The organism is Streptomyces argenteolus, from assembly GCF_042902585.1.
Taxonomy (GTDB): domain Bacteria; phylum Actinomycetota; class Actinomycetes; order Streptomycetales; family Streptomycetaceae; genus Streptomyces; species Streptomyces argenteolus.
This window is the reverse complement of sequence record NZ_JBIBEG010000003.1, coordinates 569,925-584,893: the sequence shown is the minus strand read 5'-3', so window position 1 is coordinate 584,893 and position 14,969 is coordinate 569,925. Positions and strand designations below refer to the sequence as shown.

Annotated in this window: 7 protein-coding genes; 3 read left to right on the top strand and 4 right to left on the bottom strand. The window is 68.4% G+C overall.

Annotated features, from left to right (window positions below):
- Nucleotides 1-138: 138 nt before the first annotated feature.
- A complete protein-coding gene (locus ACFY8O_RS15190; protein ID WP_387902201.1) occupies nucleotides 139-1,152 on the bottom strand; it encodes a LacI family DNA-binding transcriptional regulator in 1,014 nt (337 codons plus the stop codon).
- Between the two features lie 231 nt (nucleotides 1,153-1,383).
- Here ACFY8O_RS15190 and ACFY8O_RS15185 point away from each other — a divergent pair, with 231 nt between their 5' ends.
- Nucleotides 1,384-2,325 (top strand): glycoside hydrolase family 6 protein, encoded by a 942-nt coding sequence (locus ACFY8O_RS15185; protein ID WP_387902549.1) that lies wholly within the window; start codon nucleotides 1,384-1,386, stop codon nucleotides 2,323-2,325.
- Between the two features lie 627 nt (nucleotides 2,326-2,952).
- Here ACFY8O_RS15185 and ACFY8O_RS15180 read toward each other — a convergent pair.
- A complete protein-coding gene (locus ACFY8O_RS15180; protein ID WP_387902199.1) occupies nucleotides 2,953-3,489 on the bottom strand; it encodes a hypothetical protein in 537 nt (178 codons plus the stop codon).
- 419 nt (nucleotides 3,490-3,908) lie between these two features.
- Between ACFY8O_RS15180 and ACFY8O_RS15175 the strand changes: the two genes are divergently transcribed.
- Together ACFY8O_RS15175 and ACFY8O_RS15170 are read left to right on the top strand one after the other, a co-directional pair.
- A complete protein-coding gene (locus tag ACFY8O_RS15175) occupies nucleotides 3,909-12,467 on the top strand; it encodes a golvesin C-terminal-like domain-containing protein (RefSeq protein ID WP_387902197.1) in 8,559 nt (2,852 codons plus the stop codon).
- A gap of 96 nt (nucleotides 12,468-12,563) precedes the next feature.
- Nucleotides 12,564-13,535, top strand: a complete 972-nt coding sequence (locus ACFY8O_RS15170) for a hypothetical protein (protein WP_387902194.1) — start codon at nucleotides 12,564-12,566, stop codon at nucleotides 13,533-13,535.
- A 228-nt stretch (nucleotides 13,536-13,763) separates the two neighbouring features.
- Here ACFY8O_RS15170 and ACFY8O_RS15165 read toward each other — a convergent pair whose 3' ends face one another.
- Nucleotides 13,764-14,360: a DUF1700 domain-containing protein gene (locus ACFY8O_RS15165; RefSeq protein WP_387902192.1), complete on the bottom strand. Its 597-nt coding sequence runs from the start codon at nucleotides 14,358-14,360 to the stop codon at nucleotides 13,764-13,766.
- On the bottom strand, nucleotides 14,357-14,731 hold the full coding sequence (locus ACFY8O_RS15160) for a PadR family transcriptional regulator (protein WP_145805717.1): 375 nt from the start codon (nucleotides 14,729-14,731) through the stop codon (nucleotides 14,357-14,359). Before ACFY8O_RS15160 ends, ACFY8O_RS15165 begins: the two co-directional genes overlap by 4 nt.
- Nucleotides 14,732-14,969: the final 238 nt, after the last annotated feature.

Here is a 14,969-nt window from a genome sequence, read left to right as displayed (position 1 = left end):
CGTCCGTCCTGGGTGTGCCGGCCGCGACCGTCCTGATCAAGCCGGCTCCGCGACCGGCATCAGCAAGAAGAGGGGCAGGCTGCAACCAGTATCCGGGAGCTCCCGTTCGGACCGGGTCCAGCCCCGGGAAGTGAGAGGTCAGGCGCTGGCCCGGACGGTCAAGCGGGTGGGGAGAATCAGGGGAGTGGGGTCCTGCCCGTTGACGAGCGCGACGAGCATGCGCGCCATCTCCCGTCCGAGAGCCTCTACAGGCTGATGGACGGTGGTGAGCGGCGGATCGGCGACCTGGGCGACCGCCAGATCGTCGAAGCCGACCACGGCGACGTCGGCGGGGACCCGTCGGCCGGCCTCTCGCACGGTGCGCAGCGCTCCCACCGCCATGTTGTCGTTGGCGGCGAACACCCCGTCCACGTCTGGGTGTTCCGCCAGCAGTACGGCCATGGCTGCGGCCCCGCTGCGCTCCGTGAAGTCCCCCTCCGCCGGCGGGAACGGATCGAGACCGGCGGCCAGCATGGCGTCCCGGTAACCGCGGTACCGGGCGCGCCCGGCCTCGGTGTCCAGACGCCCGCAGATCACGGCCACGCGCCTTCGGCCGAGGGAGACCAGATGCTCGGTCGCCTCACGCGCTCCGCCGACGTTGTCCACGTCCACGTACCACCGGGGAGCCGAACCGACGGGGCGCCCGCCGAACACGACGGGTATCTGCGCCTCGTCGGCCATCCGGGTCAGCGGATCGTCCTCGCGCAGCGCCATCAGCATCACACCGTCCGCGCCCCTGGACCGCAGGAGCTCCTCGACCCGTTTGCGGCCCCGGTCGGACGCGGCCAGGCACAGCATCAGATGCAGGTCCGCCGCGTCCAGGGCGGCCGACGCTCCCACGATCACCCGGGCGAAGAACGGATCGGCGAAGATCGACGGATCCTCCCCCGCGATGACCAGGGCTGCCGCTCCCGTCTGGCGGGTGGCCAGCGCGCGGGCGGTCGAATTGCGTGCGTAACCGAGTTGCCGCACGGCCCGTTCGACGGCCTCGCGCTTCGCGCGGCTCACGTGCGGTGCGTTGTTGAGAGCACGGGAGGCCACCGAGCGGGAAACACCGGCGTGTTCGGCCACCTCGTCGAGCGTCGGATGCCGACGCGGCGCTGCTTCTGCCATGACTCGTGAGTCTTTCACAGGCGGGGAGGCTCAGGGACGCACATATTGGGACCGCTTCCGGTCGATGGCCCTACCTGAGCCTGGTCCCTCGGTGAAAATCGAATGCTGTGCCGAGTATTGACAGCCCAACCGCCCACCCGCACGATTGGGACCGCTTCCAGTGGGAGCGCTCCCAAAGCACACGTCCTCTGAAATCGAGGTACTGTCTTGAGCCGCAAACTCCGCACCCTCATGGCCGCGCTCTGTGCTCTGCCGCTGGCGTTCGCCGCCGCACCCTCCGCCCACGCCGCCGACCCCACCACCATGACCAACGGGTTCTACGCGGATCCCGACTCGAGCGCGAGCCGGTGGGCGGCCGCCAACCCCGGCGACGGCCGGGCCGCCGCGATCAAGGCCTCCATCGCCAACACACCCATGGCCCGCTGGTTCGGCTCCTGGAGCGGCGCCATCGGCACCGCGGCAGGCGCCTACGCCGGAGCGGCGGACGGCCGGGACAAGCTGCCCATCCTCGTCGCCTACAACATCTACAACCGTGACTACTGCGGCGGGCACTCCGCCGGTGGAGCCGCTTCGCCGTCCGCGTACGCCGACTGGATCGCCCGGTTCGCCGGAGGTGTCGCGGCCCGCCCGGCCGTCGTCATCCTCGAACCGGACTCTCTCGGAGACTACGGCTGCATGACCCAGGCCCAGATCGACGAACGCGAGGCCATGCTCACCAACGCCCTCGTCCAGTTCAACCGCCAAGCCCCCAACACCTGGGTGTACATGGATGCCGGCAACCCGCGCTGGGCCGACGCGGCGACCATGGCCCGGCGTCTCCACGAAGCCGGCCTCCGACAGGCCCACGGCTTCTCGCTCAACGTCTCCAACTACATCACCACCGCCGAGAACACCGCCTACGGCAACGCCGTCAACAACGAACTGGCGGCTCGCTACGGCTACACCAAGCCGTTCGTCGTGGACACCAGCCGCAACGGCAACGGCACCAACGGCGAGTGGTGCAACCCCTCCGGCCGCCGCATCGGCACGCCCACGCAGAAGGGCGGAGGCGCCGAGATGCTCCTGTGGATCAAGACTCCGGGCGAGTCCGACGGCAACTGCGGTGTCGGATCCGGCTCCACGGCCGGCCAGTTCCTGCCCGAGGTCGCCTACAAGATGATCTACGGCTACTGATCCGGGGAGTCCCGCCGCCCGCACAGGCGACCGCCGTGCCGGGCTCTGGCGAGCGGGCCCCTTGACCCGGCGGCGAGTCGTGGGGCGTACGTGTCACGGACGCGCCCTGAGGGCTGTCCCGTAATCCCTGGCGAGCGCACGACGACAGCTACGGCACCTCGCCGCAGTCCTAGGTCAGGGCCGGTCCCGGAGCAAGCCGAGACCGGCCCTGACCGTATCCGGGGACCAGTTGCAGACCGGCGCGCCCGACGGAGCTGCGACGCGCCTGACCCGGTCAACGCGGCATCCCCCGCCAGGACGCGGCGGCCCAGCTGCCGCGTCGGCCGTGATGATCCTCGGTCCGCGTGGCGGCCACGACGCCCGGGCGGGGCCGGCTCGTGATCGCCGACCAGGCGGAACCCGTCCTGCATCACCGTCCGGGCTACGGCGCGGTCTTCGGCGCTCGATGTGCACGCCTGCGGTCGTCGTCACAGGCCTGCCGATGCGTCTTGCCGGTCCTGATCGCTGTGATCACTCCCCTCCCGGCCAAGACGCGGGCCACTTCCGTGCCGGGGGCGAGACCGAGGGGCGTGAGGGCGACAGCGGCAGCCGCCGCGGCCCTGGCCGTAGGACGGAAGGGATGTGAGGTCACCGGCTTCCCTGAGCGGCTGCGGACGCTTCGTGAGCCGCTGCGGACGCTTCGGGGGTGGGGAGTTCGCTGCTGCACGTGGTCCGGCCGAAGGCGCCGGTGGCGGTGGCGCGCTGAACGTGCTTGCCGCGTACGGCCAGGGTGCAGCTGGCCGTGCCGCCCTTCTCGCCGAGGGTGACGTTGACGATCGGGGAAGCGCCCAGCGGAACGCTCACGGTCTTCCTCCACGGCAGGCCGGCGTTCGTGACGACATCCGCCTTGTCGCCGTCGGCCCCGCGGTAGGAGATGTCGGCCGAGCCCTCGCCGAGCACCTCGTAGGTCACCTCGGCGGTGGGCGTGGCCCGCCGTCCGTCCACCGGGTCGTCATCGGAGTCGAGGACTCCGAAGGTGACGAACGCACCGCATGCGAGCAGCAGAGCCGCGGCTACGGCGATGCCGCTGCGGTTGCTGCGGCGCTCTTCCGGCGTCTCAAAAGCCCTTGTGCCGTCCAGGGTTTCGGACGTGTCCGGTCCTGCCGGTTCTTCGGTCGTCGGCATTGCCGTGCTTCCTGTCGATGTGAATTCCGCCTGCGTTATACACCATCGGAATCGATGAATGCCAGGCAGCGGAAAAGTCCGGCAAGGTGCCCCCAATCGTCTTGATCCGCCAGCTGAAATGCCCCAAATGCGTAAACGGTTGACGGGGCATCAACTCGCGTGATCAGAATCTGCCCGCTGCGACCGGCTCATTTCTGGCGAGGCCATTTTTCCGTATGTGGGAGGTGGCCTGGTTCGTCATGCCCTGAGGTGCTTCGGTCGAGGTCAGGTCCACCGTGAACGGCGACGGAGTGCCCGCGCCGGCGCGTCGGTGCGCCTATTTCGCCTGGTGCGGGATGGGCGTTGATGAAGGGAATGGCGTGAAAGTCAGATACGGGCGGGCAATAGCCTGCCTCGTGGTTTCGGCGGTCGCCGGTGCCATGCTGCCACAAGTCGCCTATGCGGCACCGGTTTCGAATACCGACGGCGAGGGTATCGTCGATGCCTTCGCGGGCTGGTTCTCGGAGGACGAGGGCGAGTCGGACGCGCCGGAGGAGCCGTCGACCGGCGGGACTCCGGTGCTGCCGAGCCGGGAGAAGCTGCCGAAGGGCAAGGCGGCGGGGAAGCCGAAGCGCGTCGCGGAACTGACAGGCGAGCGCACGGCGAACGCCCGGTACTGGAAGCTGTCCGACGGCCGGGTGCAGGCCGAGGTGTCGGCGACGCCGACCGGGTACCGGGCGGGGAAGTCGTGGAAGGACATCGACCCGACAGTCACCCCGACCGGCTCCAAGGGCTTCGACTTCGCCAATACGACCAACGCCGCCCGGAGCTGGTTCGGATCGGACGCCGAAAGGCTGCTCCGCTTCGAGTCCGGTGACGGGCACGCGGTGACTCTGGGCCTCGAGGGCGCGGGCAAGCTCACCCCCGTCGCCAAGGGCGACACCGTCACGTACAAGGACGCCGTCGGCGGTGCGGACCTGTCGTACCAGGTCGGTCCTGGCCGGGTGAAGGAGAACATGGTCCTGGACCGGAAGCCCACGGGCCCGGTCTCCTTCATCTTCACTCTGGACGCCGAAGGGCTGACGCCGAAACCGGGCAAGGACGGTTCGGTCTCCTTCTACGGCGAGGCCGCCCACCCGGTGATGGTGATCCCCGCGGCGTTCATGACGGACGCCAGGAAGGACGCCCGGTCGCCGTACGGCTTCGCCTACAGCAAGACGGTCACCCAGAAGCTGACCAGGGCCGGAAAAGGCTGGAAGCTGACGGTCACCCCCGATGCGAAGTGGCTGTCCGCGCCCGAGCGGCAGTACCCGGTGACGGTCGACCCGACGATCTCGATCGCTCCGACGCCGACGACGGCGCAGGACGTCATGATCTCCTCGGACGGTCCGGGGACGAACTACGACGACAACTGGCGGCTGTCGGTCGGCAACACCAGCACCGGATCATCGCGTGCGCTGATGCGGTTCCCGCTGACCGGGGTACCGGCCGGTACGAAGCTCGACTCGGCAGATCTGAAGCTGTACTACGACCAGTTCCACACCACGGGGGACACCGAGGTCCAGCTGGAGGCGCACCGCGCCACGCAGCCGTGGACCGAGGACCAGGCCACCTGGAACAGCGCCAACGCGATCACCGGTGAGCTGTCCGGCACCTCGGTCGTGGTGGACGACGGCGACGCCGGACGGACGGCGGCCGTCGGCGCCTGGCCCGCGTCGGGAAACACGGCCTACACGCAGTACGCGGTCAACCAGGACTACCTCTACAACAAGGACTCTGCCGCGGGTGACACGTACACCTGGCAGCCGAGCCTCCCCGAGGACGGCACCTACCAGGTCGAGGCGCACAGCATCCCGGCCTCTGACCGTGCCACCAACGCCCCGTACACCGTGACGTACGACGGCGGGACCAAGGGGTACACGGTCAACCAGCAGGCCGGCACGGCCGGCGTGTGGAAGACGCTCGGCTCGCATCGGTTCAAGGCCGGCACCCTGGGCAAGATCGTTCTCGGTGACGGTCCGGCGTCGACCAGCACGTCGGTGATCGCGGATGCGGTCCGGTTCACCAAGGGCGGCGTGGTCACCAAGCAGCCGGGCGAGCTGAACACCTGGCACACCTTCCCCGTCACCAAGACCGTCCAGTCCTGGATCGACGGCGCCCAGGTGAACAACGGCTTCGTGATCAAAGCCGGCGACGAGAGCGCGAACGGCCCCAAGGGCGGCCCCCGCTACGAGGGCAGCGAGTTCGGGTATGACGGCGAGACCGCCAACTACCCACGTCTCGTACTGACCTTCGGCCGCCAGGGCGTCGACCTCGCCGCCCCGACCACGATCCACGACACGGGCGCGGAACTGTCCTGGTCGGCGTATCAGGACCGGGACCCGATCGGGACCGCCGACGACATCGTCGAGTACCAGGTCCACCGGTCGATCAACCAGACCTTCACGCCGTCGGCCGCCACGCTGGTCTCTCCGGTGGCGCCGGCCACCACGTCGTTCACGGACACGGCGGCGACGCCGACGAAGGCGGACGACCCCGACCCGTACGGCCGCGCCTATTACTACATGGTCGCGGTCAAGACGAAGGACGGGCAGGTCGTCGCCGCTCCGACGCAGCTCGTGCGGCTGCCGAAGGCCGGACGCACCACGAAGGTGCTGACCGCCTCGCAGGACACGACCCTGTCCTCGGCCCGCACCACGCTCACCCACGACACGATCGACGACGGCGGCCCGAAGAACTGGCTGAGCGTCGGCAACAACTCCGCGACCTACGGCGACACCCGCGCCCTGCTGAAGTTCCCGGCTCTCGGCATTCCCGCCACGGCGCGGGTGCTGGACGCGACCGTCCGGCTGTGGAGCACGCAGACCACCCAGGAAACCGCGGGCGCGGTCTACGAACTGCGGCCCCTGACACGTGACTTCGACGAGGCCACCGCGACCTGGGCCAAGGCGGACGCGACGACGAACTGGACCGCCGCAGGCGGCGACTTCGGCGCGGTTGCGGCTGACACCGGCGCGAAGACCAACGACCCGGCCCGCCAGGACTGGAACGTGACCTCACTCGCGCAGTCCTGGGTGACCACCCCGGCCTCCCAGCGCGGTGTGGCCGTCAAGATGGCGGACGAGGCGGCCTCGCAGGAACGGACCCTCTTCCTGTCGTCCGAGGGCACCGAGCCGAAGCTCCGGCCCAGAATCGTGGTCACCTACATCGACTCCACGACGGAATCGACGTACTACGCGCCGCAGACTCCGGCGCGCATGACCCCGAACACCGATTACACGGTCGACTTCACCCTCACCAACACCACCGCGTCGACGTGGAACGTCGCCGACCACGTCCTCACCTACAAGTGGGCCCTGCCGGACGGCACCGACGCCACAGGCGGTGGCAACCAGATCCGGACCGCGCTGCCGAGCGACCTGGCGCCCGGTGAATCCGTCCAGTTGCAGGCGCAGGTGAGGACCCCGATCAACTCGGACTCGGGCAACAAGCTCACCGAGTACGCCCTGACCTGGGATGTGTACGACAAGACCGCAGGGACGTGGGCCTCGGGCACCGAGGGCATCCCGGGCCTGAAGCAGAACGTGGCGGTCGAGGACCCGACCTCCAACCAGCTCGGCATGGAGAAGTTCTACTCCTACACGGGCAAGAACACCGGCGCCGGCTCGACCGTCATGAACAACCTGGCGTCCGGCAACAGCGTCTGGCAGTACAACGCGTTCACCAACCCGGGCCGCGGTGTCACCACCTTCGCCCGGTTCGCATACAACAGCCTGGACACCTCCGACACGGTCTCCGGTCACGGCTGGTCCTTCCAGGCGTCCGGTCCGATCCGGCTCGGCGCCCCGCTGGAGTTCCATCCCAAGCCGAACCCGACCGAGATCCGGCTCCCGGACGGTGACGGCACGACCCACGTGTTCCGCGAGCAGGACGACGGAACGTGGAAGGCCCCCGCCGGTGTCCACTACAAGCTGACGGCCAAGCCCGGTCTGGACTGCACCCCGCTCAAGGACCCGGTCCCGGACGCGTGGACGCTGACCCGTCCCGACGGGACGCGGTTCCTCTTCGGCTGCGACGGCTACCTGACGTCGCTGGTCGAGAAGAACGGCAACACGCAGACGTACACCTACGAGGAACGCAAGTCCAACAACAAGCCGACGAAGTTCCTCCGTTACCTCACCGACCCGTCCGGTCGGCAGTCGCTGACCATCGAGTACTACACCAAGGCGGACAGCTCCAACCCGAAGATCATCGACCACATCAAGTCGATGACCGAGATATCGGGCCGCACGTTCGCCTTCGAGTACTCCGACAAGGGTCTGCTGACGAAGCTGACCGACGGAGCCGGCTCCGCCCAGCCGAAGGTGTTCGGCTTCGAGTACGACGCCACGCAGGGCAACAAGAACGTCAAACTCGTCAAGGCCACCGACCCCCGCGGCAACGCCACCGCGATGTCGTACTACGCGCCGCAGGCCGGTGACGACCCGAAGTACCACTGGTGGACCAAGGCGATCACCGAGCGTCTGCAGGGCGTCACCGGGTTCGGCTACGCGGCCGACGCCGCAAACACCAAGTTCACCGCCACCAAGGTCACCGACGCGGAGTCGCACGCCACCGACTACGTGTCGGACGACTTCGGCCGGCCGGTCCGGACGACGAACGCCAAGGCGCAGACCACGAAGCTCTCGTGGGACGCGGACAACAACGTCACGTACCTGGAGGAGGCCAACGGCGCCAAGACCGCGTACTGCTACGAACAGAAGACGGGCCATCCGCTCTGGAAGAGGGACGCGGAGAGCAACAAGGCAGGCGTCCCGCCGTCCTCGGACTGCGCGCCGGGCACATTCCCGGCCAACTCGGCCCGGTACACGTATCAGACGCGTGCGGACGGCTATTCCGCCGACCTGGCCACCAAGACCTCTCCGGAAGGCCGGAAGTGGCAGTTCGCCTATGACGCCTTCGGCAACCTGAAAGCGGTCACCGACCCCAAGGGCGTCGCCACCACGACGGCGGGTGACTACACCACGTCGTACGAGTACGACGCCTACGGCCGGCTGACCAAGGCGACCGACGCCAACGGCAACCCGACGACCACCGGTGAGTTCGGCCCCACGGGCTACCCGGCGAAGATCACCGACGCGCTCGGCAAGGGGACGTCGTACCTCTACGACGAGCGCGGCCAGGTGCTCGAGGTCACCGACGCGCTCGGCAAGAAGACCACGCAGACCTACGACACCTTCGGCCGTCCGAAGGTGAACACGGTTCCGAAGGTCCAGGACGCGGGCGAGCTGATCACCACCCCGGCCCCGGTCTACGACGCCAACGACAACGTCACCACCTCGACGGCGCCCAACGGCGCGGTCTCGACCGCGGTGTACGACGCCGCGGACCAGCTCAAGTCCGCCACCGCGCCCAAGGACACGCCCACGTCACCCGAGCGGAGGACGTCCTACACGTACGACAAGGTCGGCAACCTCAGGACCGTCACGGAGCCGAAGGGTTCACTGACGACGACGGACGCGACCGACTACGTCACCACGAACCACTACGACGAGATCTATCAGCTCACCTCGGCCGCCAACTCCGCGGGCGACAAGATCTCCTACTCGTACGACGACGTCGGCAACACCGACGTGGTGGTCGACCCGAAGAAGAACGCGACCGCCGACGCCACGGACTACACGTCCAAGATGGCCTACGACCTGAACCACCGGCTCATCACCTCCACGGACGCGGCCGGCAAGGTCACCTCGCGCACCTATGACAAGGACTCGCAGGTCCTCACGACCACGGACGCCGTGGGCAGCACCACGACCTACACCTATGACGAGCGGGGCAAGCAGACCGAGGTCAAGGTCCCGTACGACCAGAGCACGTTCCGTACCACCAAGTACGAGTACGACCAGGCCGGCAACAACACCAAGGTGATTTCGCCGAGGGGCGTGGCGACAGCCACCGCGGACGACTTCACCGCGCGTACCGAGTACGACGCGCTGAACCGGCCCGTCAAGCAGTTCCAGCCGTACGATCCGAACGACGCCGGCAACAACGATCCGAACGTCTACACGCAGACGGTGTACGACGCGGTGGGGCGGGTGGAGCGGCAGTCGCTGCCGCCGTCGGAGGGCCAGACGGTCCGCAACGACACGGTCTTCGAGTACTTCGACAACGGCTGGTCGCGGAAGTCCACCGACCCGTGGGACATCACCACGACGTACGACTACACCGAACTCGGGCAGCAGAAGGCCCGAACGCTCACGTCTGCGGGCGGTTCCTCGGACCGCACCCTGACGCAGTCGTACTACCCCGACGGCAAGCTCAAGTCCAAGGCGGACGACGGCGTGCCGGTGGGCAGGTCGGTGGTGCTGGTCGACAACTCCGACACCCAGCACACCTCCGCCACGGGCACCTGGACGGCCGGCGACCTCGCCGGCCAGCAGGGCTACGACCACCGCAGGCACGCGGCCGGCACGGGCACGGATGCTTTCACCTGGGCGCTGAACATCCCGAAGGACGGCTCGTACACCGCGTACGTGAAGTACCCGAAGGTGACGGGCGCCGCGACGGCGGCGAAGTACACGCTGTCCCAGGGGGCGACCACCCAGCCCGCGGTCACCAAGGACCAGACGGCCGGCGCCGGGACCTGGGTGCCGCTGGGCTCCTACAGCCTGAAGCAGGGCAACGACGCCCAGCTCGAGGTGGAGCAGAGCAGCTCCGGCAGCGTGGTCGCCGACGCCGTCAAGCTGGTGCGTGACACGGCCGGGGAGACGGACACCGAGAAGAACTCCTTCGCCTACGCCTACGACGTCAACGGCAACCTGACCTCGATCGACGACACCTCGGCCGGCGCGAAGATCGACGCCTACACGGTCACCTACACCGGCCTCAACCAGGTCCAGAAGGTGACGGAGTCCCTCGCGGGCCAGGAGAAGAAGGCCACGTCGTACACCTACGACGCCAACGGCCAGGCAGACACGGTCACGCACCCCGGCCAGTTCTCCAAGTACACCTACGACCTGCGCGAGCTGGTCAAGACGATCTCGGTGGGCAAGTCCGCCACGGACGCGTCGCCGAAGGTCTCGTCGTTCACGTACACCGACCGCGGGCAGCGGCTCAAGGAGACCAAGGCAAACAACAACACCGTCGACCACACCTACCTCCTCGGCGGTGACCTGAAGTCGACCACGGAGAAGAAGGGCTCCGGAACTCTCGTCTCCTCGCACACCTACGCGTACGACCTGAACGGGAACAAGGCGCAGGACGTCGCGGAGAAGATGAACGCCGACAACCACGCGGCGTACCTCGACTCCACCACCGACTACACCTACGACCCGGTGGGACGGCTCGCCAAGTCGGTCAAGACCGGCACAGGCGCGGGCACCGAGACGTACGTCCACGACGACAACGCCAACGTCGTCAGGCAGACGGTCAAGGACGTCACCACCGTCTACGACTACGACCGCAACCGGCTGCTCAGTGCCACCACCGGTGGCTCGACGGCCACCTACGCCTACGACCCGTTCGGCCGGCAGGAGTCCGTCACCGCGGGCGGCAAGGTCATCGAGAGGAGCGTGTACGACGGCTTCGACCACGTCGTGGAGTCCCAGAAGATGGACGGGACCGGTGCGATGAAGTCGACGACGTTCACGTTCGACCCGCTGGACCGCACCACGTCGAAGACGGCGGACGGCAAGACGACCGACTTCAGCTACCTCGGCCTGTCCGGCGAGGTGCTGAGCGAGGAGGTCGCCGGCCGGCTGACCAAGTCGTACCAGTACAGCCCGTGGGGCGAGCGTCTCTCCCAGGTCAAGCACAACGCTGACGGCACGAGCGAGGACGGCTTCTACGGCTACAACTCGCACAGTGACGTCGAGACGCTGACCGACAAGGACGGTGACACCAAGGCGACGTACGGCTACACCGCCTACGGCTCCGACGACAAGTCCGAGTTCACGGGCATCGACAAGCCGGACGCCGCGGACCCGACGAAGCAGGAGTACAACCCTTACCGGTTCAACTCCAAGCGCTGGGACGCCCAGTCGGGTACGTACGACATGGGCTTCCGGGACTACAGCCCGGGGCTCAACCGCTTCACCACCCGGGACATGTACAACGGCGCCCTCGCCGACATGAACCTGGGCGCGGACCCGTTCACCGGCAACCGTTACGCGTTCTCCGGCGGCAACCCCACCAGCTTCGTCGAGATGGACGGCCACTTCGCCATCCCGCTGGTCTGGTGGGCCGGGGCGGCCCTGGTGACGGCCCTGTACGCGGCGACGCCGGAGGGCCAGGGGAACCTCCAGGACGCGGCGACGGCGCTGAGCCAGCTGATGCCGTCCGCGGAGGACCTGGCCTCCTCCAGCTCCTCCAGCGGGTCGAGCAGCGGTCCTACGCCGTCGCCGGCGCCGGGACCGGCTCCCTCCGCGCCCAAGAGCGGCCCGCAGGGAACCACGACCGGAGCAGCGGTATCCATGCTGGTCCGGATTTTCCAGGGCCTCACGTCGTCACAGGCGACCGAGGACACCTCCCTCCAGCGCAAGCTGATCGACCGCGCGGGGGAGGAGAACAAGAAGTGCCAGGACTCCTCCGGGCCGAGCACCGTGTGGAACACCCCGGTGGACACACAGGGCCGGGCCACCGGCGGGTTCGCCTGCCTGAATCCGGACGCTCCGGCGCCCAGGAACACCAGCGAGCCGCAGAACCCGGTCGGCTGGAACCTCCAGGGCAGCGCCGACGAGTGGAACCGGGCTCACCTGATCGCCCGTGAATTCGGCGGGACTCACCTCCGGCAGAACATCGTCCCGACAACGAAGTCCGCGAACCAGACCGACATGCGGGCTGTCGAGTACGAGATCGAAAGGCGCCTCAAACTGGGAGAACGGGTCTATTACCAGTCCGTTCCGGTCTACGTGCCCAACAGGACCAATCCGATCGGAGTCCACATGTACGTATCGAGCTCATCAGGCACATTCTCGCGACTGATAGGGTCCGGAGTTTAAGTCCCCTTGAGGGACTGATCCGGCACAGATGAGGCGGTGGGGTGGGCGGCCGGCGGCTGGCCCACCCCACCGCCGATGCCGTTCATGGAGGAACACATGAATCATCTCGACGTCATCCGGCTGCTCGGTCTCGACGCCCCGCTGCGGGCGCAGGACGACGGTCACGGGCAGGTCGTTCCCGAGGACTTCGAGTTGCTGGTCCAGGCGCTGCCGCCGGGGGTGATCGCGGCTTCGGTGCTGTTCAGCCGGCCCGATGTCCCCGTGCGCTCGCTGCCGGACTTCACGGAGGAAACCGCCCTGCGCCTCGCGGACATGGAGGAATCCCTGCGTACCCGCGAGCACGCGCTTCCGCCGTCCTTCTTCCCGCAGCCCGGCGGCATGGTGCCGTGGGGCCGCACCGCCCGTGACGGCGTGCTGCTGTGGGACACCACCGACCCGGACACGGCGAACTGGACAACCGTCCTCACGGATTCCGATTTCCAGCTGTGGCTGGACCTTCCTGTCTCCGCGTCGGAGTTCATCGCGCGGGCCCTTCTGGGACGACCCGAAGGAGTTCCCGCGTTGGAGACGTACGAGGAATACGAGGCGGGCTCGTTCTGGAATGTCGCCGACGACGTGCGCGCGACGGCCACCGCGCTGGCGAACCCGGAGATCGGGGCGGTGGAGGAAATCATCACCAAGGTGCGGGGTATCGGTGTCCCGGGCGTCCGGCAGTACGCGGAGGAGCTGCTGGACCACGCCGTGAAGGAGTCGTTCGGCGCCCTTCCGGCCGACTACCTGGCCATCATGAAGGAATTCCCCGGCGGGGTCGTCGCCGGTATCCGGGTGTTTCCCGTGGAGGCGAGACCGGAGACCCCGGGGCTGCGGTGGCTGGACGAGGACCGGTTGTTCCTGCAGTGGGGAGAGACACCGGGGCACATGTTCGGCTGGCTCACAGGCCAGGGTTCGCCCGAGGACTGGCGCATCGCCTACATCGAGCGGAGCGGCACCGCGCTCACGCACCTGGAGGACCAGACCTTCTCCACCTTTCTGCGACGTCGGTTGCGGGGCGACAACTCACTGTTCTGATCCGGTCCCGTCGGCACGTCCGGGCGGCTCGCAGCTCCGGCCTCGACCGGCCTCCTTGCAGCGCGGTCGTCGAAGGACAAGGGCAGGGCCGGGTCAGAAGGTCTCCCGGACCTGGCCGGGTTCGTTCCTCCTGCGGGTGGCGGCGGCCCTGCCGAGGCCGGTCGCCTCACTGAAGTGTTCTGTCCGCCCAGGTGGTTCCGGGGGACCCGCCCACCGGGGCGGGGTGCCTCAGGCGCGGCGGGTGCGCCAGAGCCATGTCGCCGTGCCGACGAGCAGGGCGAGCATGGCCACGTTGGCCACGAGGGCCGGGGTGTCGCCTTCCGGGCCGCCGTTGGACAGGTTCCACGCGGCGATGACGACCGTCGGCAGGACGGCGGTGATCAGTACGCCGGTGGTCTTCTGGACGGTGCTCCAGTGCACGGAGGTGCAGAGGAGCACCGCGCCGGTGATGCGGAAGACGAAGGCGAACGCCGGGCCGGGGAGATCCGGGAAGACCATGGCGAACGGCAGCGCGAGAGTGAGCATCAGCAGCGGGACCAGGGGATGCACCTTGCCGCGGCGGGCGGGTGCCCCGGCATCGTCTCCGGGGTGCGTCCCGGCGGTCACGTTCCCCGACTCGGCCAGCGCCGTCGCCGCGATCGTGCGGGGGTCGCCCAGCTCCGCGAGGATGTCACCGATCGCGGCGCCGGGGCGTTCTGCCCGGGCCACCTCTATATGTTCGGTGAGGTCGGCGAGGAGTTCCTGGCGGCGGTCGGCGGGGAGTGCGGAGGCCTCGCGCTCGACGGTGGTGAGGTAGTCGCGTACGAGATCGGAAGAGGTCTTCATGCGAGGTCTCCGTCGGAGGGGGGTGGGGTGTTCAGGAAGGTGTCGACCGCGTCGCGGAAGCCGGGCCAGACGCGGGTGAACTCGTCCAGCGCGGTACGGCCGTTGTCGGTGAGGGCGTAGTAGCGGCGGGGAGGGCCCGAGGCGGACTCCTGCCAGGTGGTGGTGACCAGGTCGTCGCGGCGCAGCCGGGACAGCAGCGGATAGACCGTGCCCTGGCTGGTGGCCAGAGCGCCGGAGTCCTCCAAGGCGTGCAGGAGTTCCACGCCGTAGCGGGGGCGGTCCCGCATCAGGGCGAGCACGCAGTACTCCAGGACGCCCTTCCGTAGCTGGGCGGCTGCCCTGGCCTGCTTGGTCGACTCACCTGGTTCCATGCGATGCAAGATACCTGGTTGCGCAAGTGCACGGGGAGGGTGGGTGCGGTCTCGCTCCGGGGGCCTGGGTGCCGTCCGGCATACGGAGTACCCCCCGAGCCGACTGCGGCGGGTCCGCCGGCCTCTTCGACAGCGGTCGTGCGCACGCGAAAGCCCCGGACCACGGGAAGGGATCCGGGGCCGGTCGTCGACGGTCCGGAAGGTTGTTCGTGCCGGCGAGTCGGGCGGAAGAGCGTAG